The sequence below is a fragment of the Paenibacillus sp. PastF-3 genome (genome assembly GCF_029893135.1).
GTDB classification, from domain to species: Bacteria; Bacillota; Bacilli; order Paenibacillales; family Paenibacillaceae; genus Paenibacillus_AQ; species Paenibacillus_AQ nitricinens.
Window position 1 is genome coordinate 133,946 of sequence record NZ_JARXWM010000008.1, and the last position, 24,896, is coordinate 158,841.

The window sequence follows — 24,896 nt, forward strand, 5'->3', positions numbered from 1 at the left end:
TTAATCAAATGAGAATGCATCAGGCTTACGGATTTGCTCCATAGCATAACGTAACGCATCCATAGCATGGTTAAAGTCATCAACTGGCTTTTTCGTGAACTTCCCAGCTTTATTCTGTTCCCATACATAGCTTGATAGCTCTATGCTGACATTCGGACATTTGAATTTATGAACGATGATTTCATACTGCTGAATGGTCTGAATACCAACCTTGATGCTATCCCCGCCTTTTTCAGCGGCTCTAATCCTACCAATCCCGAAACCGCGGATTTCAGCAATGGATTTTGGCTCTGAGGAATCCGCAATGATACGCTCCTTAGAGTAGCCCTTTTCTTTCAGCATATCGGCAATATCATCGTTCAGCATGCCATGCTCATAGTGTTCATCGAAGATATACAGCTTCTTCTCCTCTTTGTTAACCAGAGCGCATACAAGAGCGGTAGGGTCATTCGTATAACCAAAGTCGAGTCCAAACACTGCCCTGTAACCCTTTTGCTTGGCAATAGCTCGGTAATCAAACTCTTCTTCCCGCCAGTCTTCATATATAGCACCCTCAGCGATACCCCAATCTCCGTCACCCTCTACCCTATGACGCTTTGGTTTATGCTTCTTCATCCATTCAAATAGCTTGCGGTCCTCGTCTCCCAGGAACTCATTACAGCGGTATGTTGTAGTATCCACGAATGTATCTGGGTTCTCGGTATCGAAGAAACGATGTTTTAACCAATGTTTTTCATTCCACGGGTTAAAGGTTATCGTCAGCTGCTTATAGTACCCATCTGGCAACAGACCACGGATAGACATATCCACCTTATCGAAATCATCTTCATTAAGGATCTGATAGGCTTCTTCAAACCACGCCCAACACAAATAGCCGGTGTCCACCGTAATAGAGGTGATTGACATCGGATCATCAAGACCACGGAACAATATCTTTTGTCCTGTTGGCTTATATATAGCTTCTAGTGGCGATTTCTTGAATTGCCACTTGTTTGCTACCCCCAACCTATTAGCTGCCCATTTAAGCTGTGCCCAGGTGGAGTCTTTATGAGTATTGAACGTCTTACGTAGAACTAAAGTATTGGCTAATGGGTATTCCATCATTTTGGCAATAATAGATAAAGCGGCTGTTACGCTTTTTTTCGAACCCCGACCGCCTTTGACTACTCGATAACGTCCTTTAAAATGCCAAAACTTTGCGTATCCCTTGCCGACGGTCTCCTGTAAGCTAATAACTTTACTCATGGAGATCATCCTTTATGAATACAACCTCTGATTCTACCGTTTTACTGATAGCCGTAACCTCAAGCTGCATTTTCTGAACGCGAAGCTTAGTTTCTTCATCCATATAACCTAGGTACTTCTCCAGCTCTTTCAGCGCTCGCATCTTATCGTAAAACTTGATGCTTACACCATCACGTCCTTGTTTCACTTCACTAATTAACGTACCGTCTACCTCATAAGCTGACTTAAAGTGAACAAAACTAACTGTTTTGGTTACCGGGTCGCCCTCTTCATCATAAGTAGGTCCATCTATACCGATTACTGGCTCTTCCGTGGTACCGAAGTCTACGTAATCAGTAGTATCAGCAAATGCGATTTTAAGGTACTCGGCTATGACCCGATGAACGCTCAACCCAAGCTCACCAACCATCTGATCCTTCAACCTTGTGATTTCTGCCTGAACTTCAGGTTTCCTCAGGTTTTCCCATCCAATGGAATAAGCTGCTCTCTTTGAATAACCGGCAGCTAATGCAGCTCTAGTTGCGTTGAAGTCTCGCATATATTCAAGGACAAACATTCTTTGCTTATCAGTTAGCTCAGCTTCTACTTCCGGCGGATCGCCCCGAGCCACCTCTTTATTCTGTTTACTGGACTTTGGTTTATTTTGTTGTACAACATTCTTCTTTGGCTGTTGTACAACGTTATTTGATGATTGTTGTACAACACTCCATTTGTCACGTTGCTTCCAGACCGCTACCTTCTTTTCGTCAATGTCCAGTTGCTCCGCTATCTGCCTGTTTGTTATTTCCCCACCGTGTTCACGCCATATCTCTAGTGCGCGGTCACGGTTTGGATCGCGTGCTCTTGGCATTACATTATCACCACCTCCGTATTTAAGACACTAAAAAAAACGCCCGAAGGCGCTCTCACTATTTGTTCATGTCCCATATTTTTTTGGCAAAATCATTATGCTTATCCTTTATTTCTTTAGCAGCAAGTAATGCACCAAGAATTTGTGAGTGCTTCATATGAGCATTAACATTCAGAGTCTTATAAGCACTATTCACTCGATCAGTCACAGCATCAACTTTAATTTCCTTATTGAGATACATGACAGATTGGGAAGCCCACTTTTCTATCTCAATTGAAAGACTTTGGGTCCCTACAAGTCCGCTCACTTCTTCAGTAAATGCTTGCCCCTGACTTATTAATTCCTCTAACAATATTTCCACCTCCCTTCGACATCATATTTCGACGTAAAGGAAGTATTTTCCTGCTACTATTTACCCATGTACCTTACTTCGTCGTCACCTCTGCAGCTTTTGGAGTTAAAGAGAAATCAAAGGTTTCCATTCTTTTATCTTAAACTATAATACTGGTACATTTTTCCTACTAATGATGTTAAACTAGTAGGACCTATGTCTTTTTTATTATTTTACATAAAAGGGAGTTATCTTTTCTATGAAATTAAAAAATGCTTTGCTTATCATTTCCACTACTTCATCAATAATAATTGCAACTGGATGTTCCCCATTACAAGCATTTCATCAAAAGAGTCTCCAAGTGGTAGCTGATATAAAAGGAGTAGAATTACCAGCACAAGTCGAGAATACCTCGGATTTGACTTTTACACTTGACCTGTCTTCGAAATATGAAAGATATGTTAGTAAAGACTTGCTTAAAATTTCTAAAGAAATTGTAAAAGAGTTTGATGAAAAATTTAAAAACAAACAATTCTTTACTGAAAGTGAAATAATGAATTTAAGATCCTTACTTGAACCTTATAGCTATTTAGAGGAGGATGATTTTGATTCTCAGTTTAATGATGAATCAGCAGACTACAATGATAAGTCATTATATGAATATATTAATCAATGTTTTTACTACTTAGAAAAGCAATATTATAGTGAATATATCGAATATTTAGCACATGTAAAGCAACTAATTGGACAACCAATGACATTTGAACACAATATAAACAGTTTGGAACATGAAGTAGTAATTGACTTCGCGATAATGCGTGGATCAATTACAGATCCACAAAATGTTCTTGATGAAAAATTGAATGAGATAAAAGACAAATACCAATTTAAGATAATCAGCACTAAAGCTAGCAATAAAAATCCAACTTTAATTAAAGTTACCTATGAGTATATAGATTCTGTTGGTAATCCCCCTATAAGAAAAACAGAAGTATACAGTATAGCCGTTCTGGATAAAGGAAATTGGAGTTTTTCGTACATAATACACCCTGATAATTAATAATCGGCATGCGCTAACTCAACCTTAATAAGTAGCAACATACCGATCGAATATCCTATATACCGCGATAATGGGATTTGGGTCCCTTTATGATGCATATTCGCTATAAAGGAACCTTATGTAATAGGTTCCTCCTATATACAGTGGGCGTTTACTAGACAAAAACAGCCTACTCTAAGGCGGCTCACAGTTTATATATAATGAATCATTGCCATGTCTTGTTCTTGATTTTTGAGATCACTTAAATCCAGATTAAGAATATCAAAGACAAACTCTGCAAATTCATCTTTATGATTTTTCACTACGTCTTTAGGTGAGTTTATTGCCCTATTTATGCACCCTGTATATAAGTCAGCGAGCTGAATTAATGTACTCCATTTTGAATCAATCGCGCTGAATGTATTGAGAGTCAAGTTCTTTTTAAAGTATCCCTCAAAGTGTGTGACAAGATGTTGTTCTAATTCATTCATAAAGAGGTTATCGGCACCAATCTCCTGATCCTTCCAAAAGTTAACCGTTCTGGGCAATGTTATTCTTCCTGAATTGACTTCATGTTGAACACCATGATGGACATGCTGATAATATAGTGCATATATCATCTCATCAATGGATTTAAACTTACTACTGGTTCTATCAAAAACAACTGCCTTCAAACTTAACATATCAGACATTGATATCATTTCTGAGAAAAAATCCTTGTAGTGCTGTAATTGTCCACCTCGCATCTCGGTAAAATGAAACTCTTTAGGCATATTTCTTTCATTCTTTCTTTCTGAACGCCATTCAGCAAAGTGCCTATGTAACGATGCAACCCTATCACTCTCCAAAATCCAAAGACCGCCAATAATCATGTATTTATCGGCGTTACTTTTTCCGCTTTCGTCGGTATAAAGAGTAATACTAGGAGTTCCAGGTTTGGTTGAGAGTTGAATTTCTTTTTCTAATTCTTCCTTATCATTTCTATATGCTTTTATTCTATCATTAGCTTGATAAAGCTTATATTCATTTTGAATTTTAGCGCGTGCCCTAGAAATTGATGTATCTCTTGTTAGTTTGAACATCTGACTAACATCCACAAAGTTTCCTGTAAACCCTTCGAATATCTCCCAATACTTTATTTTAAGCGCCATATCTGAATTTCTGGTCTCTTCAAACCTATTCAAAATAGAGGCTACTTTTGAAATTAGAGTAGTCAAATTCCCGCTTGCTAAAGCGTTATTAAGGTTACTCATCTCCTTTTGTCGACGTTCCTCTTTCGAAAGCTTCTTTTTTTCATTTTTTTCTGGTGCCTCCTCGCTACTCTCTGGTTGTAAATCTCTCAATATATCTTTGCTCATCTTAACCACTCCCGTCGAATAATACTGCATTTAGGACAATAGTAGCATAACATGTTATTTTTTCCTGTTAAACTTTGGAAAATACTTTAAATTTCCATATATAAAAGCTATCAACATATTATCGCTGATAGCTTTTATATATTTCTATATAGTGTAATCTAGATAAAAAACAAAGAGTTATCTACTATGTCACTAATCTTTCGCTGGGCTCGCTGCACATATTCACTCACACTCCCGTAAGTAATCCCGAGCATCTTGGCTATCTCAGAATGTGGAAAGCATTGACCATGTGCTAATGTATAGCATTCTCGTTCCCGCTCGCTTAATTGATTAAGTGCATATTCTAGTTGGAACCGTTGTTCGTCTGAAAGATTGGCCGGGCTTCCCGCCTTTGAATCACTAGCGAAAGCCTGCATTCGTATTGGATCAAGTAGTACTTCGCGCTCATATCCAGCTCGCCGTTCTATACCTCTCTTATTACCTGGTCGCCGTCCTGTAGACAGCCACTCAATGGCAAACTCGCAATCTGATTTCATACCTGAGATAACCTTCTTATCATCAGCGTCAGCCTTTCTGTATGCTCGCTCCGCGCCTTTGAGGGAGAGTTGATAGTTTAGGGCAGTTGCTGGACCTAAGTCCGTTACCTTTACTACAGGAGCCTTGCTATTGGCGATGTTCATCCTCATTCCCCTTTGTGGTATAATTTGGTCGAGGATAAAAGCTGCTATTGCCCTGATGCGTCAGGGCTTTTTTCTGTATAAATACCTTCCACCATCATAGAAAACATCTTCATGTTTGTGCTAATAGGATAGGTGTTGTATGCATCCTTAAATCTAACCCAGGTTGGTCCCCAAGCTAGTACATTTACAGGTAAGCCCGGGCTAGCAGTGAAGATAAACTGTCTATGCCCTGCTGCTAATGCATTTTGAGTGTCCTTATACCTCATCCTCTTCTCCCCCTTATACCTCATGGATTGGTTCGTATCTTCCAAATGCTATATCAATGTTCACTTTGCTTTTGATCGTGTTGCTTTTGGACCTGAACATGTAGTTTGTTGCAAGATGGGCAAAACTCAAACCCTGAAACCGTTGTTGCACAATCTTTACAGATAGCGTTATCACAAGTTTCATGATGTCCGCCTATCATCCGACCTCGTTCATCTTTAGCTGATGTCCAAGAGTAACCGACTACAAAATCACACAATTGAGTGGCTTCGTTCTTCTTGCAAAAGGTGCATGGATACTTTGGCATTCTCTGTACCTTTCCCATGTGTATCCTCCTTGTGTAGATAGAGAGGTATTATTCCTCTCTACCCCTTATACGGCTTGGGCTTGTTCGGTCGATTCGATGGCCTAACGGCCAGGGGAGTATCATATATAGCAGCCGCAGCCGCCTATATCACTTAAATCAATCCTCACTTGCAAACCTAGACCTGATTCCCACTCTTCGCGTAACTCCTGAAGAGATACCGGATAATCAACCTTGTTAATCGTGCGGGTCAGAATTGTTATGTCTGTACGTTCAAGATACTGTTGCATTTCCTGTTCCTTCGCTTCGTGGTACAAATACAAGTCCCGGTTTTCTTGGAGTAAGTTTATGAAATGCCCTTGTCCCCCCCCCGGACGCAGAATCCTCCACAGTTGTTATGAGCAAATCCCATGTTATACAGCCGTGGGGCTGGGATACCATATTGCTTAAGTCCATGCAACATATCCGATTTGTATAAGTACGGATTTTCCGTCATTGGGAATTTACACTTGTACGGTGCCCAGCCCTTCTCTATGCCGCCTATCCGGTGCATTTCTGTCCAATCGATACCGAAGTATATAATCGCCTCATCTGGCTTGTACCGTTCCTTCACCCAGCGCCGTGATAATTTTTGCTTTAGTTCTTCGCTGCATTGCGCCACTCGGCTGTTCCCGATCCACTTACGATCCCGGAACACTTTCCACGGTTCCCGGCCATCTGATATCCATTGAAACTGCGGAATATATTCCATCACGTTCACCGCCAGTGACGTCAGATAATCCCGCCGCGCGTCAATGTCCTTATCTACATCCGGGATAGCTCCGCATAATTTCAAGAGATTAACGGGCTTAGGTAGGCCGAATAGGTAGGCGGCTGACTCGATCATAAAGCGGTAGAGGTCTTTGTCCTCGATCAAAGTGTCGGTGAACAGCAGTATCATATCTGCCGTACCATTAGCTTCAGCATCCCTGATTGCTGCCGCCATACTGCCAACGCCACCGCTGAAACTGTGTATACGTATCATCCTCTCACCCCTTAATAGATTGGTATTGTGGTGTATCTTCGTACTGCGCATCATTCTTCAATTTCATGGACGCAAAATTTATCATCACACTTTCTTTCTAGTACCGTCACAGTATTTTCTGCACGTTTTTTTGAAGAGTAGCGTTTAGCCTCAGATAATATACACCCTGCGGGGAATGTTTCCCCTTGGTGAATGTATGTGTTTCCCCTGTAAAATTCGCTTAGACCTTCCACGTATATTACATATTTCATAAAATCGCACCTTCCTGAATAGTTTTCGTCTACTGCTTATCTACTTGGTATGCCTGTAGTGTCATATATGCAGCCCGTAGCTCTTGCTGATATATCTTGCGGTTATGCTCATAATCGCGGAGAGCTTCGTCCTTGAGGGCTATGGTCTGCTGTGCCTCTGCTAATTTAGTGTCGCGTTCTCTTAACTTCTCATTAACACGTTTTTGAGTATCCTCGCGGTTAAATTCAAGTGACTTAACATACAATTCGAGTTTCCCAATACGTTGTTGTGACTCTTCTAGAGCAGCCCTCGCAGTTTTAACATCAGATATTAGTTTTACGATATTTCCACGCGCTACCATCCCTTCATACTCTGGTTCAATGGCATATCCTTCGCCATCTGTGGGCATTGTCCGATACTCACGACTCATTTCGTCTAACTGCTCATCCGTGAAATAATGTTTGATCTCTTCTATCCGTTCTGGTGTTGGTAAGGAAACTTTTCCTTCGCTCATGGCTGTAACTTATCTTTAGAAATGACTATTACATCCGGTCGGAATCCATTGGCTTCCCCATCATCGAAGTAAACTGTTCCCGATGGTGTAATCTTGGTTATTACATGCGGCTCTTTGATGTCGAAATTAGCCTTAGAGCCTCCGCTACCCATGCGTGTAATCATCACCGTATCGCCTACATTAGCACTAAGTCGTTCAACCTCTCGAGCAAGCTCTTGAGCTTCGTAATGCTCCTCATCGATCTGGTTAGTCAGTAAGCGATAAAACCCACCTTCAGGCGCTTCAGCTTGGTATAGGTCTGGCTTGCCACCTCGGTGGTAATAGTCGAAATAGATACGGGAACCTCCAAGCTCTTGCCCGTAGCATGGATGATTTGGATCAATGATTTTAACTTGCATTCTTTATCTCTCCTTATGGGCTATGCCCGAATGTTTAAAGAATTTATGGTTTATCACTTTTTTTGGTAAAAGTTATTAGTTGCGGAAATACTGTTACAAAAGGAGGCTGATCTTTTGAAGAAGAAGATTTCTGTTGTTATATTGTTAAGTAGCCTTTTGCTATCTCCTACAATAAGTGCTGACCCAAATGACAAGGAACTGCTTTGTAAGGAAGCTTTACTCACTGCATTGGGCCCAACTATCAGCAACGCAGTAAATGGATATTATGGCTTTCCTCAGCAATATGGACTCTATGACGCAGAGGTAATTAAAATCGAACGTGAACGAAATGGAGCCTTCTTGTTCAATGTAACCGTCAGAGTAAAAACTTTTACAGGCCCTCATAATCCTCCATATGGTATTGAGACAATGACTATAGCGATTGATTCGGCATTTCCTATGGTGATTGACTATAAGCATCAAGATGAGAAATAGAATTTTCTATTAAAGGCGGATGCCCTAACGGTACAGGTTCTGGCGGTCCTGCTTATCAGTGCCATCGATACGCTGGTATTAATGAGCTATGGCCCTACTGGGCAAGTACTACCGTTGTTGCCATACCTACCCTGCCAGTGGAGGCTTATCAAGTAATTAATGATGATCTCTCTCATTTAAAAAAATCTTTTTACGTTGTTATATGAATTATCTAATCTTCAAATCGGTCATTTTGATGGAAAGATCCCTGAGCAGCATAGCCATTAAGAGCATCAGTAAACATTGCAGTAAAGGTATTTAAGTCCTTGGTTTCTAATGATTCCAGAAATCTAATTTCCTTTGCTCGGAGATCCCTGCCAGCAGCTGTTATGATTAAATCAGCTAAAGGTTCAATCTGCTGCAATCGTTCTTCTTTTACCTTCTCTAGTTCCATCTGCTTATTTAGCTTGTGATTATGTTCGTTCCAGTCTTGTTCATCAAACCAAAAGTAATCACCGTACTTATTCCAAAATACTGAAATCCAGTATTGTAAGAGCTCTTCATCCGTTTGGATAATGTCGTGACACATCCCACAAAGGCGTAACCCATTTGTCTTTACTCCCCTGCCCTTTCGTCCTCGTGGCATGACATGATGTGTTGTTGAATCCGGGGCAGTTTTACAATGTGAACATTTACCGTCAGCCTCTGCAATCAATTCCTTAATTACTGACGCTGGGAACTCACAACGCTGTTTTGAGCTTTTACCAGGTTTATGATCTACGAATATCTTTTGTTTCAAAGGAGATACCTCTTTCTTCTCCTTCTTCCGCTGGCCTAAGCTACTTGTCTTCTTGGGCTTCTCTTGCTTCTGAGGCTTCCAAAAAGTCTGATGGGTCACTGCTTCCCACCTCCTGACGTCCAGTTAATATTTCTCTTTGATTTTGAAATTTATTAACGCATATCGCCTACCTGTACGACGTTGAATTTCTTCACAAGCCTGTTGCCTGTAGATTAACTGAGCCCCTTCATCATGAAGGACTGCGTACAACTCTGTCATAGTAGCCTTATCCCAACTAAAATTATTCATGATTAGCCTCAGTTTTGTTACGTACTTTTCTTTGCAGCACCCGATCTTCTAAGTGGTTAATTTTCTTGCAGTTTAACTCTTCAATTTGTCTATGATAAAAAGGTACGTACCTGTATTCATCTTTGATCTCCACTCGATATATAAAAGCAATTGCATCTTCACGGTCTTTGACTGGTGCGCCCAGCTCAGCGCATCGTTTACGGGTAAGTGCTATTCCATCCTCTGGCATTGATCCATACCACCTACCTGTCAATGAACCTGCTGCATCAGGGATAAAACACGTTGCTCCGGTATCCATCATTTCATTTTTTGTGAAGTATCCCTTTCTATTTGGCATATAGGATCACTCCTTTTAAGATGGGGCAGCCGAAGCCGCCCCGTAATGAGTGTGTTAAGCAATAATTACTACTCTTTCAGACTTAATTTCTTGTTCAAGTGATTTGGTCAGGTATTCTTTGATATCCGCCATTGCCTGTAACTTCCAAGCCCCTCCGTCCGCTTCAAACAACGCCGCTCGTGGACCATCCTGCATACGGAAGACAAAAGAACAAGTTGGTTGAGAAATTTCAACAAAGGTGCGGAACGGTTTTAAAGTTACGGGGTTAGGAAGTTTAACATCTGCTACCGCTGTGATACCTGTTTTCGCGGTAACGCTTTGAGAGATTCCATCATCACCTGTAGTTTTTACGTTATCTTCTTTGATATTTCCAACTACTTTTAGAAGAGTGTCTCGATCAACACTCTGAACAAAGCATGATTGCAGAAGGATAATGAATTCCTCGACAGATATAAAATTCTTGAAGGGGATAGTTGGCAATAGCGCTTCTGCTTGAACAAGGATATTGCGACGCTTGTCCCGGTTGAATGTACTAAGGACCCTAACTTCCGTTGGGCTTTCGATATGGATCAATACCGGTGGCTGACTATCATAATCATTTTGGATGTATTCTACGATTCCGGATAAATTGCGAACCTTGAGGGTTGTTGTAGTTGCCTCCGCCACTAATTCCAAATTCCCAGTAGCATAGGTTTGTTCTCCAACAGTTTTAATTTCCTTATTACCAAGTCCGACGATATATTGAAATGCTTCTTTTAACATGAATGATTCCTCCTAAGGGATAAATAGATTATTTGAAATTAACTACATTGCTTTCCTTTTGCTCTACATGATTAACTTTGTTGCCTCTATCATCAGCTACATCCCCGTCATTATCGATCATCATTTGATCCTTAACGCCGGACACAAGCTCTGCTGCCTGTGCTTTACCTTCGTTATCCATTCCGAAGATAATTGTTGTAGATACGCCCTTCGCCGGTGCCAATGCTGTTTTCACATCAATATCAACAGAACCGATCTCTCGCTTTTCATTCGGCTTTATAGCAATAGTCAGTGTTAACTTACGAACGTTCTTCCAGTTAGTGTTTGGGTCCAGCACATTAGCGGCCAGTTTCTGCATTTCAATGTTCAGACGTTCACCGACAGCACCTTCAGCTAGATTATTAAAGTTAATTTCTTTACTCATATTAAAATCCTCCATTTTCTAAAATTTGTATAAATGGGTACACCAGTTCTATTTTTGGTTGCGGCGGTGCCCGATCCCCTGTCATACTGGGTACCTACGCTGTTTCTGTAAACCACACCCGGTCTACAGCAGCCAGATAATCAAGAGGGACACGGCCTGTCCTAACTTCAAATGCGTCAATCTCGAAGTTATCCAACGTCATGCTTTTGCGGCCACCTCTGGAAGCCTCAACCTTGTATGCACGTAATGCTGTGAAGGGTAAAAGGTATGTTTTACGTTGTTTTCTAAACTCGACTAGTACGAAGCATAGAGCTCCGAACTTATGACACTTATCCAGATGGTCATATTGATGATCCTCAACCCTCTTAAGGTCAAATCGATCAAGTTCTTGAATTGACTTTGCTTCAAAGAAGATAGCTCTTCCACGATAAATCCCATCATAGTCAACAGTTGATTTTGCCTCAAAGAATCCAGCGAGTACCTTTGTTCCTTTACTTCTTGTTACCTTTACTGGGGTTGATCGTTTATTGATAACCGCTACTCCCCGATGCTCGTATGATTCATTTGTGTAATTAATCAGATTTTCGAACGCCGCCCCGCGGTTTCCTTGTCCTACCATCTTTTAGCCCCCCTTTTCCGTCTGGACGCGGCGGATCGAAAACATATCGCTTGTCATCGATCACAAGTACGCTTGGCAGATCCTCGTACATTTTTGCAACGGTTATGATTTTCTTATATTTCTTACCTACCTCGTAATGTGTCACTTCAAGCCTCTCCTCCCTTTTCTCGCCGTTTGGCAGCAATCATAGTCACCACACCTCTGCATGTTTGCGATCGACGAGCACCATTATGAGCTTTTTTATTTTTTCTCTAGCTATAAGTTCCTTAGTAGCATGGATGCGTATGTCATAGTCAAAAGAGTCATTGTTGCTTATCTGCAAAAGTTCAATGTCAGTCTTCCAGTTTAGAAATTTCATAGCCGTTTTTCCTCCTCAGCTCGTCTTCTTTTCTCAAGAAGTTCAGCCATTGACTTCTCATGAAGTTCGATTTCTTCTTGTGTAGGAGGAGCAACAGGGTTCTTAGTAATTTCAATTTGTGGTTTCCCGCTTTGTCCACCCCGACCATTCCTATATCCATTACTGGCAGCATTGCTTCGTATATCTTTTTCCTTTGTCCATGGCTCGTCTATGCCTTCGGATTTCCATCGTTTCAGAATGGCACGAACATAACTAAGATTTCGCTTGCCTGCAATTATCGAAGTTCGCATAGCCTCGCATAGCCATCTTTCACCATAGTCATTTATAAAATCATTAAGCTGATCAGATATCACAGAACTGATTGTGCCAAATCCTTCAGCTTCAAACATCCGGAACGGATTTACTGGCAGCGGCACTAGTATCTCTGTTGGTTTTATTTCACTTTCTTTTTCTTTACTTTCCTCTCCTTTACTTTCCTTTACTTTACTTTGTGTACTTTCTGTTGACATTTTCCCTTGTTTGTCGGGATTAATGTAAACATTAACTGGTATACTTTCAGCACTGACTATCACGATCGAATGTGAGACCTTTTTACTTTCTTCTAATGGATCAATGAGTAAATGACCTTCAAATAAAGTAACCTCTTTGCGTCTTTTTGCTGCCTCGATATACCTTTTCTGAAACCCTCTTGATGTCAACACCTTGTAATTCTTGTATACATTTTCGTTGAAGAATCCCCAGTTAATGCACTCATTTACGATCTCTCTTACCGTGTTAATGTCAGCATTAACCTTGCTAGAAAGGGCGTAGTGCTCACGCTCCTCCCATGGATAAAAGTATCCATTGCGGTAAATATTCATCATAATTTTCACGATAACTCCGAGTCCCTGCATTCCATATTTAGCTATTGGAACGATCAATTTATCATCCTGATCGAAATCAATATCCAACGGGAAATAGTCTAGGCCTTCTTTTAATGGCCTTGCCATGATGTCAGACCCCTTTCATTAGCTTCCATTCATTGCACCAACCAGACACTTAAAATCACAACACAGCCCCAAATGACCGTATTTGACTACTGATTGTCCAACCATTATTCTTTTGCGACACTTGGGGTTAATGCAATTTCCAAGAGATTTGTGTTTAGGTTTAGGACGGTGTGTTTTATTGAGAGCTTTTAACTTCTGTCTTAACTCAGAAATTTCTCCTTCAATTTGAATCACACGATTCCGGCTAAGATTTGTTCCTCTATCCATTTCAGCCTTGAGAATTCTAATACGTCTCCTAATGGCCGTAACTTGTATAGTCTTAATGGCAGATTCATCTTTCATCAAAGCCCACCTCCTAGAGTCCTATTCTCACGGTTAGCCTTAAGGTGTAGTTCAAATAGTTGTTGTAGCAGCGATTCATGCTCGTTTTTCCACATCTTTCTTTCTTCCATAGCTTCAGCCTCTAACATTCTCAATTCCTCTACAGCTATTTCAGCGCGTGTTTCTTTATCTCCGGGCCCTGGTTCCATCTTGGCGCGAGCATAGGTGGATTTACGAAGTGCATATATCCGCCAATACTCACCCTCTCTCACAGCTGCCACACGTCCCATGAGCATATGTGCTTTAGTCAGTAGTTCAATCTTCATAATGTCCGCGCCCGGGGCATTCCCATCGTACTGATCAGCTTGGGCGCGTAGTGTCTTGATTTCCTTGATATACTGCTTGATATCAATGTCCATGATCGTGCTCTTTTGCTAGAATGATAGAATAACAATCATAATTGCAGCATACATTGCCATTAGGTAAGTGCAGATTTTTTTCGCCGGACTTTAGTAACCCTTCACATCCTGGACATAATGATTCTTTGAGATTTACTTTTACTCTTGGTTCAATCTCATCTAAAAAGGCTAGGTGTTCCTTCATCTTTTGCATTTCCATCTTGTAATGATGTAAAGGGACATCAATACAAAAATTATGATGTCGATCAAGAAGGTTCCTACGTCTTCTTATTTCCTTGGCTAATTCCACAACCCTCATTTGTTCAGTCGTTAATTCGATTTTAGAAAAGTCCACCTCTGTCTGAGGATGGTAATATGCAATTACCACTACAATTGCTGATAAATACGAATTACTCCATACAACTCCTTCTTCATGATCGTGAAAATAGGTATCGTAAAATGGTACGGCATAAGGATGTGTATTGCTGCCTTCATAAGGACGATACATATCCGCATGTGATATCATCATTGCGTTCGCCCCCATTGCATGTTAAACTACTTGTAATTAAATTTGTTATGTGCGTGACTGGCTCCCCGGCTCCTACCCCGGTGGGCTGTTTTTCATTTATACGACTTGCGGTTGATACATATTGCTTACGATACCGTTCCCGAAGTTTAGTTGAAGGAGCCGTTTCGATAAGTTGTTGCAGGTTCCCACAGACTCTTATGCGTTGTTTTCTGTTCATGATAAATCTCCTTTGTATTTATTGATAAAGTAACCAATACCCTTACCCGTGATCTTAGGGGTACGAGTCACCTTCATTCCTTCACTGGCGCTTCCGCGCTGCCCAACCTTAATTTCCATAATCTGCAGCTCCATGGATCGTTGTGTTGGCATGTTGTATTCTGATCCGGACTTAATTAGATATCCTCGCTCTCTCAGTTCTTTAAAGAGTCTGATTTCTCCGATATTAATTCCGTTCTGCTTTAGGATCTTGGCTAAATCAGCTATAAGCACTGAATCCTTAGAAACCTCTAACGCCTCCGCAAAAACTACCTTTGGACGATCTTCTTTAACCTTAGCCTCCAGAGCTCGCCGTGCTGAACGCTCTTCCTTTAGTTTTGTTGCTGCTTGAATCAGTAAATCAGGGTTATCTAGAAGCTCATCAGCAGCATACATCCCTGTGTTCCGTATGGATGGAAGCACTTCATCGAATATCCAGTGTTCAAACATTTCCGCCTTTGCTTTTATCACCTGACTACGTGATTGATCTGCGGCTTTAACGATCAAACGGTAAATATCACCTTCAGGAATCACTCTCGTTTCCTGATCTCCTCCATTTGTAGGGACACGGTAACTTACCGCCCCCTTGCAATGGGTCGATATTGCCTCGTAAGGTCTAGAATATTCCAACGCACTAGCAACATCGTTCCCTACAAAATACGGTTTCCCTAGAATATCCACGGTCCGAATAGCCCCAAAGTCAGAATGATTAAATATTTGCAATCTGTTATCCATGCTGTCACATCCTTTCTAGTAGGTATTTCATTCCTTCTGTCGAATATTGGTAGTTGTCCAGACTCACTAATAACAATGAAAGGAGACTTCAATTTTGGGCGGTATGAAAAGATATCTTGAATCTCAAACAAAAAGAGATAAGATGCTAAACCCTTCGAAGCCACATTTTGATTTCGATATTGATTCGCTCCATCGAGATTACCGAAATAGTGACTATCAATACGAAATCTTGATTACTGAGATTAAAGCCTTTGAATCAGAGCTTAATGACGATGAAGAAGTTTGTGTCCGGTTGGCATCTTTCGGCCAGTCAATTCTTATGAGTGTTGTGGAAATTGGATATTCCGAGCCTTCAATTCTACTTTTTTATGGATATGTCGATGGCCAATATTCTCAACTCATCCAGCACATTAACCAATTGAGTTTTTTATTGATGGCCAGACCTAAGTCGGACCCAGATAAACCAGCACGCAGAATTGGTTTTGCGGTGTACGAAGAAGTTGATTAGTAAATCCCTTTACTTTTCAATTCCATACTTTGCTTAATGGCCCTATCCAAAGCTGCCGTTCCTGCGGCGGCTGTTCCTTTTTCAACTCGCTTTTGAATGAGTTCGAGCATGATTTCCCGTTCCTTCTGTAACTCTTCTTGGATGATCTCCCGAATACGCTGTTCGTCTACCCGGTTCATACCTCCACTCCTTCCAGTAAATCAAAAGAGGTTATATACCTTACTTCTAAGTCATCTATAAGTGCTAACACATTCAGACGATCATTATTGTAGATTCGAGCCCGATCGATGAAGTCTTGTAGTTGTCGTCTTGTGCAACCACGATCAAGACAGTTTTGTAATATTACATCTAAATCAGAACGTTTTTTATTCATTTACAACCTCCTTAAAATCCCGCATTTTCCTCACCGGCATAAAACCGATTGTGTTGTTTAGAATGATTGATAGAGCTAACGAGACTGTTCCTCAAGCCACAACTCCAAGAATCTTCGAGTTTCCCGTGCTGGAAAGTACCATTTACCACCGATTTTATGTTTAGGAAATCTTGAATCGTAGAAGAATGATTTATGAATTGATTCAATGCTCATGCATGTCCTACGTCTTAATTCATTCGTATCCCAGAAAACAAGTTCTGCATCTACTGCATTTACGAGTTCAAATATACGTTGTTTTATAAAATCTTTAGTTGCATCTTCATCAATTTGAACTGTTAGCATTAAATATCACCACACCCTCTTTATTGATAATTTAATTATCAATTAGGTTAAAAAAAACAATTGTAAATTATTGACGATAATTTATTTATCTATTATACTAGCGATAGATAATTTAATTATCGCTATTGGCATAATAAATAAGCCCGTCAAAATAATCAGGAAACAAATCTTCTGCTGATTGTTGAAAATAGCTTGATAACCGGAACATCAAGTCTCTGCCAGGAGTAAATGTTCCGTTCTCGATCATGCGAACATAAACAGTTGAAATGCGATTATCCACAGCCACTTGTGCTTGGGTACCTTTCAACTTACGACATTCCGAGAAGAAATGGCGCTTTGAAGACATTTCAATATGCACCTCCTTTGTACCTCTGATTATATTTGATAATTATATTATCGTCAATAAGTTTTTTGATATTTTATTTATCAATTCGTTGGAGGTTGTCGAAATGAGGATAGGTCAAACATTGACAGAATTAAGGATCAAGAAGGGTTGGACGCAAGATCAAATAGCAGAAGAGTTAGGTATTAAGCGCGCCCGTTATAATGCTTGGGAGAATAATATCGCTAAACCAGACATCGAATTCGTTGATAAACTTGCTGAAATTCACAAGGTGTCAACAGATTTTATTCTTGGAAGAAGCATGAATAATATCCCCGAATGGGCCAACTCAAAAGACATTAAGGATTTTAAAAAATTGCTTGAAGGCGAAGGTGCAATCATGTTTGATGGTGTGCCAATTGATGGAGAGTCACGACAACGTGTCATGGACATTCTAACAGGTTTATTTTGGGATGCGAAGAAAACGAGCAAGGAGAAGTTCACCAATAAACGCTATAAAAAAGATGATAATTAAGCGTGTAGAGGATGGTTCAAATTGCAGACAATCGTAGATAAACTCATACGAAAGTATCGTACTTTTTGTCCATTTCAAATCGCAAAAGGTCTAGGAATTAAAATAATTTTTGAGGATCTTGGCGAATCAACGAAAGGGATTTTTTATACCAAATTTCGTCAGAAGTACATTGTAATTAACAATCAACTAAGCCATGAATGGCAGCGCTTGATATGTGCCCACGAATTAGGTCACAATATCCTACATGCGGGCACAAATCGTTTTTTTATTGATGATCATACCTTTCTTATTTCAGGAAAATACGAAAGACAAGCTAATATTTTTGCAGTAATGCTTCTAACTTCAATAGGCACCATAGAACAAGGAGAATCAATTTCTTCGTACTTTAGCAGAATAGAAGTCCCTAAAGAAATGGTTATTTATTATAAAGGTGCTTTTAATTAAGTATTTGCGCTCTCACCGCTGCAAAGCGGTTTAACATACACATAAATAGAACATAAGTTCTAACGGAGGTGTACTAATGGCAAATTTCAAGAAACATCCAACAGGATGGGAATTTCGATTAAAGTATAGAGACCCGATTACCCAAAAGATTAAAGAAAAGTCTCAAAGAGGTTTTGAAACAAAAAAAGAAGCGCAAATAGCTGCAGTAGCTTTTGAGAGAAAGTTAGCAGAAGGTTACGAGCAAAGCGATCTACCGTTATTGTCGTTTTTGAATGAATGGCTTCAGGAATATAAGGTGGGAACAATTCGAAAAAACACACTTATTCAGCATCAGAACAATATTAAAACTCATATTGCCCCATTCTTCCAATCGATTAAATTGACAGAGCTTAAGCCTATTCTTTATCAAAAATTCCTAAATCAATTGGCGGATAAGGGCTATAGTAAAAGCACTGTTGAGATTGTGCATAATACCATGAATAGTGCACTAGAGAAAGCTGTTACTATAGGAAAACTAGAGAAAAATCCGTGTAAGGGAGTCACAATAAAAGGTTCCGTAAAACCTAAAGGTTTAAAATTTATAGAATCCGAAAATATACCTGCGTTTCTTAGAGCTGCCCACCAATATGGTTATATTTATTGGATATTCTATCGTGTATTAATTGAAACGGGTATGAGAAAAGGTGAAGCTGCCGCGCTAACCTGGAATGATGTAGATCTCAAAACAGGTATGATAACCATTAACAAAACACTGGATTTTTCCGCTGATAGTGATGAGGAACTTTTCGGGGATACAAAGACTTTTAATTCAGAACGAACAATACAAATTAGCACATCTCTTATTCAAGATTTGAAACAACATTTTAAACATCAAAACCAGAACAAATTAGCTTGGAATGAGTTATATAAGCACAACTTAAATCTAGTACTTTGTAGAGATGATGGTAATTTCATGCCGAAATCCTCTCTATTCAATTCTTATTCGCGAATTTTGAAACGTATTGGTCTCCCAGCGATGCCGATCCATTCTCTTCGTCACACTCATGCTGTCCTTTTACTTGAGGCTGGTAACGATATGAAGTACGTACAAGAACGTTTAGGTCATGGTAGTATGAGAATCACTGCAGACATATACACACATATTTCAAAGAAAATAAATGAAAGCAGTATGGAGAAATTTGAAGCTCATATGAGAAGTATCCTCGAATGAAACTACATTTTTAGGGGGCATTACGGGGGCGCTCATAAACCTCTACAAAAAACCCTAACCTTACCCCCCACAGAAAAAAACCCTTAACGCTTAGAGCGCCAAGGGCTGATTCATTCTAGTAAAGAGTCATGTATTGCGCTCTTTCCCACTCGTGAACTTGTGTGCGATAGATATCCCATTCGATTTCTTTTAGCTCGTAGAAGTGAGCCAAAGCATGTTCGCCGAGAGCTTCGGTAATCACATGACTGCGGATCATTTCGCTAAGTGCTTCTTTCAAATCGGATGGCAAGCTTGGAATGCCTTCTTCGATACGCTCTTCTTCAGACATCACATAGATGTTACGGTCAATCGGAGCTGGAAGATCAAGCTTACGTTTAATTCCGTCTAGACCTGCTTTCAACATAACAGCAAGTGCAAGGTATGGGTTAGCTGCTGGGTCCGGGTTACGAACTTCAACACGTGTGCTAAGACCTCTAGAAGCCGGGATACGAATCATTGGGCTACGGTTACTTGCAGACCATGCTACGTAGCAAGGTGCTTCATAACCAGGAACAAGGCGTTTGTATGAGTTCACTGTTGGGTTAGTAATTGCTGCAAAAGCACGAGCGTGCTTCAAAATACCAGCCATGTAGTAACGTGCAGTTTTGCTCAGACCCAGCTTGTCGCTTTCGTCGTAGAACATGTTTTCTTTGCCTTTAAACAAGGATTGGTGAGCGTGCATACCCGATCCGTTGATACCGAACAATGGTTTAGGCATAAAAGTTGCATGCAGGCCGTGTTGACGGGCTACCGTCTTCACGACGAGCTTGAAGGTTTGAATTTGGTCAGCAGCAGTAATCGCGTCAGCATATTTAAAGTCAATCTCATGCTGGCCGGAAGCTACTTCATGGTGGGAAGCTTCGATTTCAAAGCCCATTTCTTCAAGGGTCAAGACGATTTCACGACGACAATTTTCCCCTAAATCTGTTGGCGCTAAATCGAAATAACCACCTTGGTCATTCAATTCCGTTGTAGGATTGCCTCTTTCGTCTGTCTTGAATAGGAAGAATTCAGGTTCTGGTCCAACATTCATAGCTGTGAAACCCATTTCTTCCGCTTCCTTCAGACAACGTTTGAGGATACCACGCGGGTCTCCGGCAAAAGGTGTACCATCTGGCATGTAGACGTCACAAATCAGACGAGCTACACGACTATCTGTCACCCAAGGGAAGATTACCCATGTATCTAGGTCAGGGAAGAGATACATATCAGATTCTTCAATCCGTACGTAACCTTCGATGGAAGAACCATCAAACATCATTTTGTTATCAAGTGCTTTTTCCAGTTGGCTAACTGGAATCTCTACATTCTTGATAGTACCTAATAGATCCGTAAATTGCAGACGAATAAAACGAACATTCTCTTCCTTGGCAATGCGTATAATATCCTCTTTAGAAAAGCTCATGTGATCCTCTCCCTTTCGAACTTCTATATATTATTATTTATTAAAAAACCGGGATAACTCACCTTGAATCAGAGACACTTGTCCCGGTCTTTTACCGGAAACTAGTTCTTGCTTCAGCATTCGGTGAAGCTGGGAATCGGATAGCTCTCTACGTCTAACCTCTGTGTCAGGGGTAATAACAGTAGCTTCCTCGGATTCCTTAGAGACAGGATTCATTACTTGCTTAATGCCAGCAATATTAACACCCTTCTCAATCAGAGCTTTAATTTCTAATAGGCGCTCAACATCATTAAATGAGAACAAACGCTGATTCCCCGACGTACGTGCTGGTACGATCAGACTGTGCTGCTCATAATAACGAATTTGTCTCGCGGACAAATCTGTCAGCTTCATTACAATTCCAATAGGAAATAGTGCCATATTTCTGCGGATTTCATCACCCATGACTCATCCAACCTTCCAATGATCTTTTTCTGATTTCATTGTACATTTCCTAATACAGCGTGTCAATGGTATGTGAGATATTCTTACAGCAATTTTCTTTCACGCATAGTTTGAAGTGCCATCAAAACGCCATATTTAACATGTGAATAGGTTAATCCACCTTGCATATAGCCAATATAAGGAGCTCGTATAGGCGCATCTGCAGATAACTCCAAGCTTCCACCTTGTATAAACGTACCTGCAGCCATAATAACAGGATGTTCATAACCTGGCATATCCCAAGGCTCTGGTACCACATGGCTGTCCACAGCCGCAGCGCGTTGTATGCCCTGAACAAAGGCAATTAAGTGTTCTGGTCCATCAAAGGAAACCGCCTGAATCAAATCTGTACGAGGCTCATTCCACGCTGGCTTTGTCTCAAAACCGCAACGCTGAAATACGGATGCAGCAAAAACACTCCCTTTTAAAGCTTGTCCGACAGTGTGAGGAGCCATAAACAACCCTTGGTAAAGCCCACGAGTTGTTCCTAACATAGCGCCTACTTCACCACCTATGCCAGGAGCAGTTAATCGATAAGCTGCCAGTTCCACGAGATCCTGTCGGCCACAGATATAACCGCCCGTCTCAGCAATGCCTCCACCTGGATTCTTAATTAAGGAGCCAGCCACTAGATCTGCACCAACTTGAGGTGGCTCAAGCTCCTCAGTAAACTCACCATAACAATTGTCTACGAAGACAATCACTTCCGGTTTTAATACCTTTACCTTCGAAGTCATTTCACCAATTTCAGCTACCGTGAAAGAAGCACGCCAATCATATCCTCGAGATCTTTGGATACCAATCACTTTAGTATTTTCGTTAATAGCGAGAGCTACCTCATCCCAATCGATTTTACCATCTGCTGTAAGAGCGACCTCTCGATAAGTAATTCCGAAATCTGCGAGAGAACCTGTCCCATCCCCTAGGTGACCAATCACCTTATGTAAGGTATCGTACGGACGTCCTGTGATGTATAGCAGCTCATCTCCTGGACGCAGTACTCCAAACAGGGCTGTTGATATGGTATGTGTTCCTGAAGCGAAATGCGGGCGCACCAGAGCAGATTCCGCACCAAAAACGTCAGCATAGACAAGATCCAACACTTCACGGCCACGGTCATTATACGCATACCCCGTTGAACCGGCAAAGTGAAAATCACTGACTTGATGACGCTGGAATGCTTCTATAACCTTCCACTGATTCTTATCTACAATACGATCAAGGGCTTTGACAGCGCCTTCTATTTCAACTTCTGCGGCCTCTGCCGCGCTCAAAATATCCTCTGCAAAAACTACCATTCGTTCTTATTCGCTCCTTACATTTACTTGCCATCATAATGACAGAAAGCGGCAGTAAACTGACGCTTTCTAGATTAGCTATTATTTTATACCTATAAACGAAGCATTTCACTTTAGGAATGACTGACAAGATTACTGCTGGTCTACAAAATCAGCAAGCATGTAACCCCATTTTTCATAATCCTCTTTATTGAGACGAACGTTATAGAGCACATCGTTCTCATCATAAGTTGTTTCCAAAACCTCTCCCACCCTGTAGAGCAAGGAAGAAATATCTCCTCGGTCTCCGGGAATGCGGAAATTGAGTGTGTCGCCAGCCAGTTCATCGGCGATCATTTCGGTAATTCGAGTTAAATCTTCAGGATTAAATGCACTGATCTTCAAGTACCCTGTACCTGTAGGCAACATTTCCAGTTGCTCAGGCTGACATAGATCAATTTTATTAAAAAGTACGATTTGCGGAGTACCAGATGCACCTAGATCCTGCAAGATGGATTGGACAATCTCCATCTGCTCCTCACGCATTGGCGAAGAGGCATCCACCACATGTAGCACCAGATTGGCCTCATTCACTTCCTCCAGCGTTGCACGGAAAGATGCGACAAGATCATGCGGAAGATTCTGAATGAAGCCTACAGTATCCGTAAGCACAACTTCTTTACCACCTGCTAGCTCAAGTACACGAGAAGTAGGATCCAGTGTGGCAAACAACTGGTTTTCAATATAGACATCCGCATCGGTTAGTTGCTTAAGCAGCGTTGATTTCCCTGCATTCGTATACCCAACAAGTGCGACTTGCACCGCTCCTGCCTTGCGGCGACGCTCCCGATGCAGCTCACGAGTCTTAACAACCTCATCCAGCTGGCGTTTCAGCTCTGTAATCCGATCACGAATATGTCGGCGATCGGTTTCCAGTTTACTTTCACCCGGCCCCCTGGTACCAATTCCTCCACCTAGTCTGGATAAGTTCTTCCCCTGGCCGGAAAGCCGAGGTAACAGATAGGACAATTGTGCCAGCTCTACCTGAATAATTCCTTCTCGCGTCTTCGCACGCCCCGCAAAAATATCCAGAATAAGCTGCGTCCGGTCAATAATCTTAAGATCCAGAGCCTCCTCAAGGTTCCGTACTTGGGCTCCGGACAATTCTTGATCAAAGATAGCTGTATTAGCGCCGAGAGCATCTGCAGCCATCCGTAGCTCTTCTACTTTACCTTTACCAATAAACCATCTAGAATCAGGCGTTTCCTTGTTTTGACGCAGCACATCCAGAACTTCAACTCCAGCCGTTTCAGCTAATTGTACTAATTCCTGTAGTGAAAGTTCCGGATCAATTCCGGTTCTTTTAATTTTATCTGTGACGAGACTTACCAATATCGCCCGATCTTGTACATCTGTTTCCGTATCATGCGTAGTTATTGCCATGTATGTCATGCTCCTTATGACGGTGATAGTATCCTGTAGTTCATAATTTGAAATCCTCAGTTCGAAGCGTCATTAATTCCTGCTTGCCAGGGCTGGTACTTTCATACTGGTTTAACAGTCTTACAGCCTGACCCCGAACAGCTTTCTCAATGGCGTTGCGAACATACCGCGCATTACTGAAAGCATGAAGACTCTCCGTCTTCTCTACTAACAAATGCTGCTTTAATTTGAGTATCGCCTGTGGCATCAAAATATAGTCGCGATCTTTAGCCATCAGTTCAGCAATTTGCAGCAGTTGATCGATCGTATAATCAGGAAATTCGACCTGTATCGGAAACCGTGAAGGCAATCCGGGATTGCTCATCAAAAAATACTCCATCTCTCCAGAGTACCCTGCTAAGATAAGTATAAATTGACTGCGATGATCCTCCATGGCCTTGACGAGCGTATCAATCGCTTCTTTTCCAAAATCCTTTTCTCCACCGCGAGCAAGGCTATAAGCCTCATCGATAAACAAAATACCGCCCAAAGCCTTTTTTACCAGGTCGCGAGTCTTCTGTGCAGTATGACCGATGTATTCTCCTACAAGGTCGGCTCTTTCCACCTCAATGAGATGTCCTTTGGTCAGTACACCCATACGCTGGAACAGCTTAGCTACGATTCTAGCCACGGTTGTCTTGCCAGTTCCGGGATTCCCTTTAAAAACCATGTGATAAGCTTGCCCGCCGCTTGCAAGGCCTGCCTCAGTTCGCATTTGAGCAATCTGTAACAAGGCGTAGATTTCAAAGACTAGCTCTTTGATATTGTCCAGACCCACTAAACCTTCCAATTCTTGCGTTAACTCTTGGAACAGGCTAGTGTGGCCGTGATTTTTGGGAGGTACCGGCCGACTCTCTCCAGAAGGGTTTGTTATAGCCGGAGGCTCTTGACTCCGCAATACAATATTGATTTGTCGGGACGGTCTTTCTTCCTCCCGTCCACTGGCCGCTGCTACGCGTCCGCTCATCGGT

The 24,896-nt window shown here is 41.3% G+C and carries 37 protein-coding genes; 6 read left to right on the forward strand and 31 right to left on the reverse strand.

Annotated features, from left to right (window positions below):
- The 3 genes from M2444_RS17585 to M2444_RS17595 are packed head-to-tail and all read right to left on the reverse strand — an operon-like array spanning position 1 to position 2,447.
- The gene (locus M2444_RS17585; RefSeq protein WP_280787617.1) at positions 1 to 1,245 is read right to left on the reverse strand and encodes a PBSX family phage terminase large subunit; all 1,245 of its coding nucleotides are present in this window, start codon (positions 1,243 to 1,245) and stop codon (positions 1 to 3) included.
- Positions 1,238 to 2,095: a terminase small subunit gene (locus M2444_RS17590; RefSeq protein ID WP_280787618.1), complete on the reverse strand. Its 858-nt coding sequence runs from the start codon at positions 2,093 to 2,095 to the stop codon at positions 1,238 to 1,240. Before M2444_RS17590 ends, M2444_RS17585 begins: the two co-directional genes overlap by 8 nt.
- Positions 2,096 to 2,153: 58 nt before the next feature.
- The gene (locus tag M2444_RS17595) at positions 2,154 to 2,447 is read right to left on the reverse strand and encodes a hypothetical protein (RefSeq protein WP_280787619.1); all 294 of its coding nucleotides are present in this window, start codon (positions 2,445 to 2,447) and stop codon (positions 2,154 to 2,156) included.
- A 238-nt stretch (positions 2,448 to 2,685) separates the two neighbouring features.
- On the opposite strand from M2444_RS17595, the gene M2444_RS17600 reads away from it, so the two are divergent.
- Positions 2,686 to 3,486, forward strand: coding sequence for a hypothetical protein (locus M2444_RS17600; protein ID WP_280787620.1), 801 nt, complete (start codon positions 2,686 to 2,688; stop codon positions 3,484 to 3,486).
- Between the two features lie 191 nt (positions 3,487 to 3,677).
- Here M2444_RS17600 and M2444_RS17605 read toward each other — a convergent pair whose 3' ends face one another.
- The 7 genes from M2444_RS17605 to M2444_RS17635 form a co-directional block, all read right to left on the reverse strand.
- Positions 3,678 to 4,823, reverse strand: coding sequence for a DUF3800 domain-containing protein (locus M2444_RS17605; RefSeq protein WP_280787621.1), 1,146 nt, complete (start codon positions 4,821 to 4,823; stop codon positions 3,678 to 3,680).
- A 158-nt stretch (positions 4,824 to 4,981) separates the two neighbouring features.
- Complete coding sequence (locus M2444_RS17610; protein WP_341134998.1) at positions 4,982 to 5,503, reverse strand: sigma-70 family RNA polymerase sigma factor; 522 nt, start codon at positions 5,501 to 5,503, stop codon at positions 4,982 to 4,984.
- Positions 5,504 to 5,547: 44 nt separating this feature from the next.
- A complete protein-coding gene (locus tag M2444_RS17615; protein ID WP_280787623.1) occupies positions 5,548 to 5,769 on the reverse strand; it encodes a hypothetical protein in 222 nt (73 codons plus the stop codon).
- A gap of 424 nt (positions 5,770 to 6,193) precedes the next feature.
- Positions 6,194 to 6,361, reverse strand: a complete 168-nt coding sequence (locus M2444_RS17620) for a hypothetical protein (protein ID WP_280787624.1) — start codon at positions 6,359 to 6,361, stop codon at positions 6,194 to 6,196.
- A gap of 56 nt (positions 6,362 to 6,417) precedes the next feature.
- Positions 6,418 to 7,095 (reverse strand): hypothetical protein, encoded by a 678-nt coding sequence (locus M2444_RS17625; RefSeq protein ID WP_280787625.1) that lies wholly within the window; start codon positions 7,093 to 7,095, stop codon positions 6,418 to 6,420.
- A 280-nt stretch (positions 7,096 to 7,375) separates the two neighbouring features.
- Positions 7,376 to 7,840: a hypothetical protein gene (locus M2444_RS17630; RefSeq protein WP_280787626.1), complete on the reverse strand. Its 465-nt coding sequence runs from the start codon at positions 7,838 to 7,840 to the stop codon at positions 7,376 to 7,378.
- Positions 7,837 to 8,238, reverse strand: coding sequence for a hypothetical protein (locus M2444_RS17635; RefSeq protein ID WP_280787627.1), 402 nt, complete (start codon positions 8,236 to 8,238; stop codon positions 7,837 to 7,839). Before M2444_RS17635 ends, M2444_RS17630 begins: the two co-directional genes overlap by 4 nt.
- A gap of 114 nt (positions 8,239 to 8,352) precedes the next feature.
- Between M2444_RS17635 and M2444_RS17640 the strand changes: the two genes are divergently transcribed.
- Positions 8,353 to 8,712: a DUF3888 domain-containing protein gene (locus M2444_RS17640; RefSeq protein WP_280787628.1), complete on the forward strand. Its 360-nt coding sequence runs from the start codon at positions 8,353 to 8,355 to the stop codon at positions 8,710 to 8,712.
- Between the two features lie 211 nt (positions 8,713 to 8,923).
- Here the strand turns inward: M2444_RS17640 and M2444_RS17645 are convergent, their stop codons facing one another.
- The 13 genes from M2444_RS17645 to M2444_RS17705 all read right to left on the reverse strand — a co-directional run bounded on the left by M2444_RS17645 (position 8,924) and on the right by M2444_RS17705 (position 15,505).
- Positions 8,924 to 9,589 carry an HNH endonuclease gene (locus tag M2444_RS17645; RefSeq protein WP_280787629.1) on the reverse strand — a complete coding sequence of 222 codons (666 nt, stop codon included), beginning with the start codon at positions 9,587 to 9,589 and terminating at the stop codon, positions 8,924 to 8,926.
- 181 nt (positions 9,590 to 9,770) lie between these two features.
- Positions 9,771 to 10,115 (reverse strand): hypothetical protein, encoded by a 345-nt coding sequence (locus M2444_RS17650; protein ID WP_280787630.1) that lies wholly within the window; start codon positions 10,113 to 10,115, stop codon positions 9,771 to 9,773.
- Between the two features lie 54 nt (positions 10,116 to 10,169).
- A complete protein-coding gene (locus M2444_RS17655) occupies positions 10,170 to 10,877 on the reverse strand; it encodes a hypothetical protein (RefSeq protein WP_280787631.1) in 708 nt (235 codons plus the stop codon).
- Positions 10,878 to 10,905: 28 nt separating this feature from the next.
- Positions 10,906 to 11,301 carry a replication terminator protein gene (locus M2444_RS17660; protein ID WP_280787632.1) on the reverse strand — a complete coding sequence of 132 codons (396 nt, stop codon included), beginning with the start codon at positions 11,299 to 11,301 and terminating at the stop codon, positions 10,906 to 10,908.
- A gap of 94 nt (positions 11,302 to 11,395) precedes the next feature.
- Positions 11,396 to 11,920, reverse strand: coding sequence for a Holliday junction resolvase RecU (locus M2444_RS17665; protein WP_280787633.1), 525 nt, complete (start codon positions 11,918 to 11,920; stop codon positions 11,396 to 11,398).
- Positions 11,874 to 12,065 carry a hypothetical protein gene (locus M2444_RS17670; RefSeq protein WP_280787634.1) on the reverse strand — a complete coding sequence of 64 codons (192 nt, stop codon included), beginning with the start codon at positions 12,063 to 12,065 and terminating at the stop codon, positions 11,874 to 11,876. The genes M2444_RS17665 and M2444_RS17670 overlap by 47 nt, the downstream gene beginning before the upstream one ends.
- A gap of 45 nt (positions 12,066 to 12,110) precedes the next feature.
- A complete protein-coding gene (locus M2444_RS17675; RefSeq protein ID WP_280787635.1) occupies positions 12,111 to 12,278 on the reverse strand; it encodes a hypothetical protein in 168 nt (55 codons plus the stop codon).
- Positions 12,275 to 13,267 carry a Lin1244/Lin1753 domain-containing protein gene (locus M2444_RS17680; RefSeq protein ID WP_280787636.1) on the reverse strand — a complete coding sequence of 331 codons (993 nt, stop codon included), beginning with the start codon at positions 13,265 to 13,267 and terminating at the stop codon, positions 12,275 to 12,277. The genes M2444_RS17675 and M2444_RS17680 overlap by 4 nt, the downstream gene beginning before the upstream one ends.
- A gap of 18 nt (positions 13,268 to 13,285) precedes the next feature.
- Positions 13,286 to 13,609, reverse strand: a complete 324-nt coding sequence (locus tag M2444_RS17685; protein WP_280787637.1) for a hypothetical protein — start codon at positions 13,607 to 13,609, stop codon at positions 13,286 to 13,288.
- A complete protein-coding gene (locus M2444_RS17690) occupies positions 13,609 to 14,007 on the reverse strand; it encodes a hypothetical protein (protein WP_280787638.1) in 399 nt (132 codons plus the stop codon). Before M2444_RS17690 ends, M2444_RS17685 begins: the two co-directional genes overlap by 1 nt.
- The gene (locus tag M2444_RS17695) at positions 13,997 to 14,515 is read right to left on the reverse strand and encodes a hypothetical protein (RefSeq protein ID WP_280787639.1); all 519 of its coding nucleotides are present in this window, start codon (positions 14,513 to 14,515) and stop codon (positions 13,997 to 13,999) included. Before M2444_RS17695 ends, M2444_RS17690 begins: the two co-directional genes overlap by 11 nt.
- Positions 14,478 to 14,732: a hypothetical protein gene (locus tag M2444_RS17700; protein WP_280787640.1), complete on the reverse strand. Its 255-nt coding sequence runs from the start codon at positions 14,730 to 14,732 to the stop codon at positions 14,478 to 14,480. Before M2444_RS17700 ends, M2444_RS17695 begins: the two co-directional genes overlap by 38 nt.
- Positions 14,729 to 15,505, reverse strand: coding sequence for a phage antirepressor KilAC domain-containing protein (locus M2444_RS17705; RefSeq protein ID WP_280787641.1), 777 nt, complete (start codon positions 15,503 to 15,505; stop codon positions 14,729 to 14,731). The genes M2444_RS17700 and M2444_RS17705 overlap by 4 nt, the downstream gene beginning before the upstream one ends.
- Before the next feature lie 103 nt (positions 15,506 to 15,608).
- Here M2444_RS17705 and M2444_RS17710 point away from each other — a divergent pair, with 103 nt between their 5' ends.
- On the forward strand, positions 15,609 to 16,013 hold the full coding sequence (locus M2444_RS17710; RefSeq protein ID WP_280787708.1) for a DUF6173 family protein: 405 nt from the start codon (positions 15,609 to 15,611) through the stop codon (positions 16,011 to 16,013).
- Here the strand turns inward: M2444_RS17710 and M2444_RS17715 are convergent.
- The 3 genes from M2444_RS17715 to M2444_RS17730 all read right to left on the reverse strand — a co-directional run bounded on the left by M2444_RS17715 (position 16,010) and on the right by M2444_RS17730 (position 17,074).
- Positions 16,010 to 16,192: a hypothetical protein gene (locus tag M2444_RS17715; RefSeq protein ID WP_280787642.1), complete on the reverse strand. Its 183-nt coding sequence runs from the start codon at positions 16,190 to 16,192 to the stop codon at positions 16,010 to 16,012. The two genes, M2444_RS17710 and M2444_RS17715, sit on opposite strands and share 4 nt — an antisense overlap.
- Positions 16,189 to 16,386 carry a hypothetical protein gene (locus M2444_RS17720; RefSeq protein ID WP_280787643.1) on the reverse strand — a complete coding sequence of 66 codons (198 nt, stop codon included), beginning with the start codon at positions 16,384 to 16,386 and terminating at the stop codon, positions 16,189 to 16,191. The genes M2444_RS17715 and M2444_RS17720 overlap by 4 nt, the downstream gene beginning before the upstream one ends.
- A 454-nt stretch (positions 16,387 to 16,840) precedes the next feature.
- Complete coding sequence (locus tag M2444_RS17730; protein ID WP_280787645.1) at positions 16,841 to 17,074, reverse strand: helix-turn-helix transcriptional regulator; 234 nt, start codon at positions 17,072 to 17,074, stop codon at positions 16,841 to 16,843.
- A 103-nt stretch (positions 17,075 to 17,177) separates the two neighbouring features.
- Here M2444_RS17730 and M2444_RS17735 point away from each other — a divergent pair, with 103 nt between their 5' ends.
- The 3 genes from M2444_RS17735 to M2444_RS17745 all read left to right on the forward strand — a co-directional run bounded on the left by M2444_RS17735 (position 17,178) and on the right by M2444_RS17745 (position 19,239).
- A complete protein-coding gene (locus M2444_RS17735; protein ID WP_280787646.1) occupies positions 17,178 to 17,585 on the forward strand; it encodes a helix-turn-helix domain-containing protein in 408 nt (135 codons plus the stop codon).
- A gap of 21 nt (positions 17,586 to 17,606) precedes the next feature.
- On the forward strand, positions 17,607 to 18,029 hold the full coding sequence (locus M2444_RS17740) for an ImmA/IrrE family metallo-endopeptidase (protein ID WP_280787647.1): 423 nt from the start codon (positions 17,607 to 17,609) through the stop codon (positions 18,027 to 18,029).
- Between the two features lie 76 nt (positions 18,030 to 18,105).
- On the forward strand, positions 18,106 to 19,239 hold the full coding sequence (locus tag M2444_RS17745; protein ID WP_280787648.1) for a site-specific integrase: 1,134 nt from the start codon (positions 18,106 to 18,108) through the stop codon (positions 19,237 to 19,239).
- 115 nt (positions 19,240 to 19,354) lie between these two features.
- On the opposite strand, the gene glnA is transcribed toward M2444_RS17745, so the two are convergent.
- From glnA to M2444_RS17770, 5 genes are all read right to left on the reverse strand, one after another.
- Positions 19,355 to 20,683, reverse strand: a complete 1,329-nt coding sequence (gene glnA, locus M2444_RS17750) for a type I glutamate--ammonia ligase (protein ID WP_094875165.1) — start codon at positions 20,681 to 20,683, stop codon at positions 19,355 to 19,357.
- Between the two features lie 33 nt (positions 20,684 to 20,716).
- Positions 20,717 to 21,127: a MerR family transcriptional regulator gene (locus M2444_RS17755; RefSeq protein WP_042128355.1), complete on the reverse strand. Its 411-nt coding sequence runs from the start codon at positions 21,125 to 21,127 to the stop codon at positions 20,717 to 20,719.
- Between the two features lie 83 nt (positions 21,128 to 21,210).
- Positions 21,211 to 22,464 carry a methionine gamma-lyase family protein gene (locus M2444_RS17760; protein WP_094875166.1) on the reverse strand — a complete coding sequence of 418 codons (1,254 nt, stop codon included), beginning with the start codon at positions 22,462 to 22,464 and terminating at the stop codon, positions 21,211 to 21,213.
- A 132-nt stretch (positions 22,465 to 22,596) separates the two neighbouring features.
- Complete coding sequence (gene hflX, locus M2444_RS17765; RefSeq protein ID WP_094875167.1) at positions 22,597 to 23,886, reverse strand: GTPase HflX; 1,290 nt, start codon at positions 23,884 to 23,886, stop codon at positions 22,597 to 22,599.
- 40 nt (positions 23,887 to 23,926) lie between these two features.
- Positions 23,927 to 24,892, reverse strand: coding sequence for an AAA family ATPase (locus tag M2444_RS17770; protein WP_042188887.1), 966 nt, complete (start codon positions 24,890 to 24,892; stop codon positions 23,927 to 23,929).
- Positions 24,893 to 24,896 lie beyond the last annotated feature (4 nt).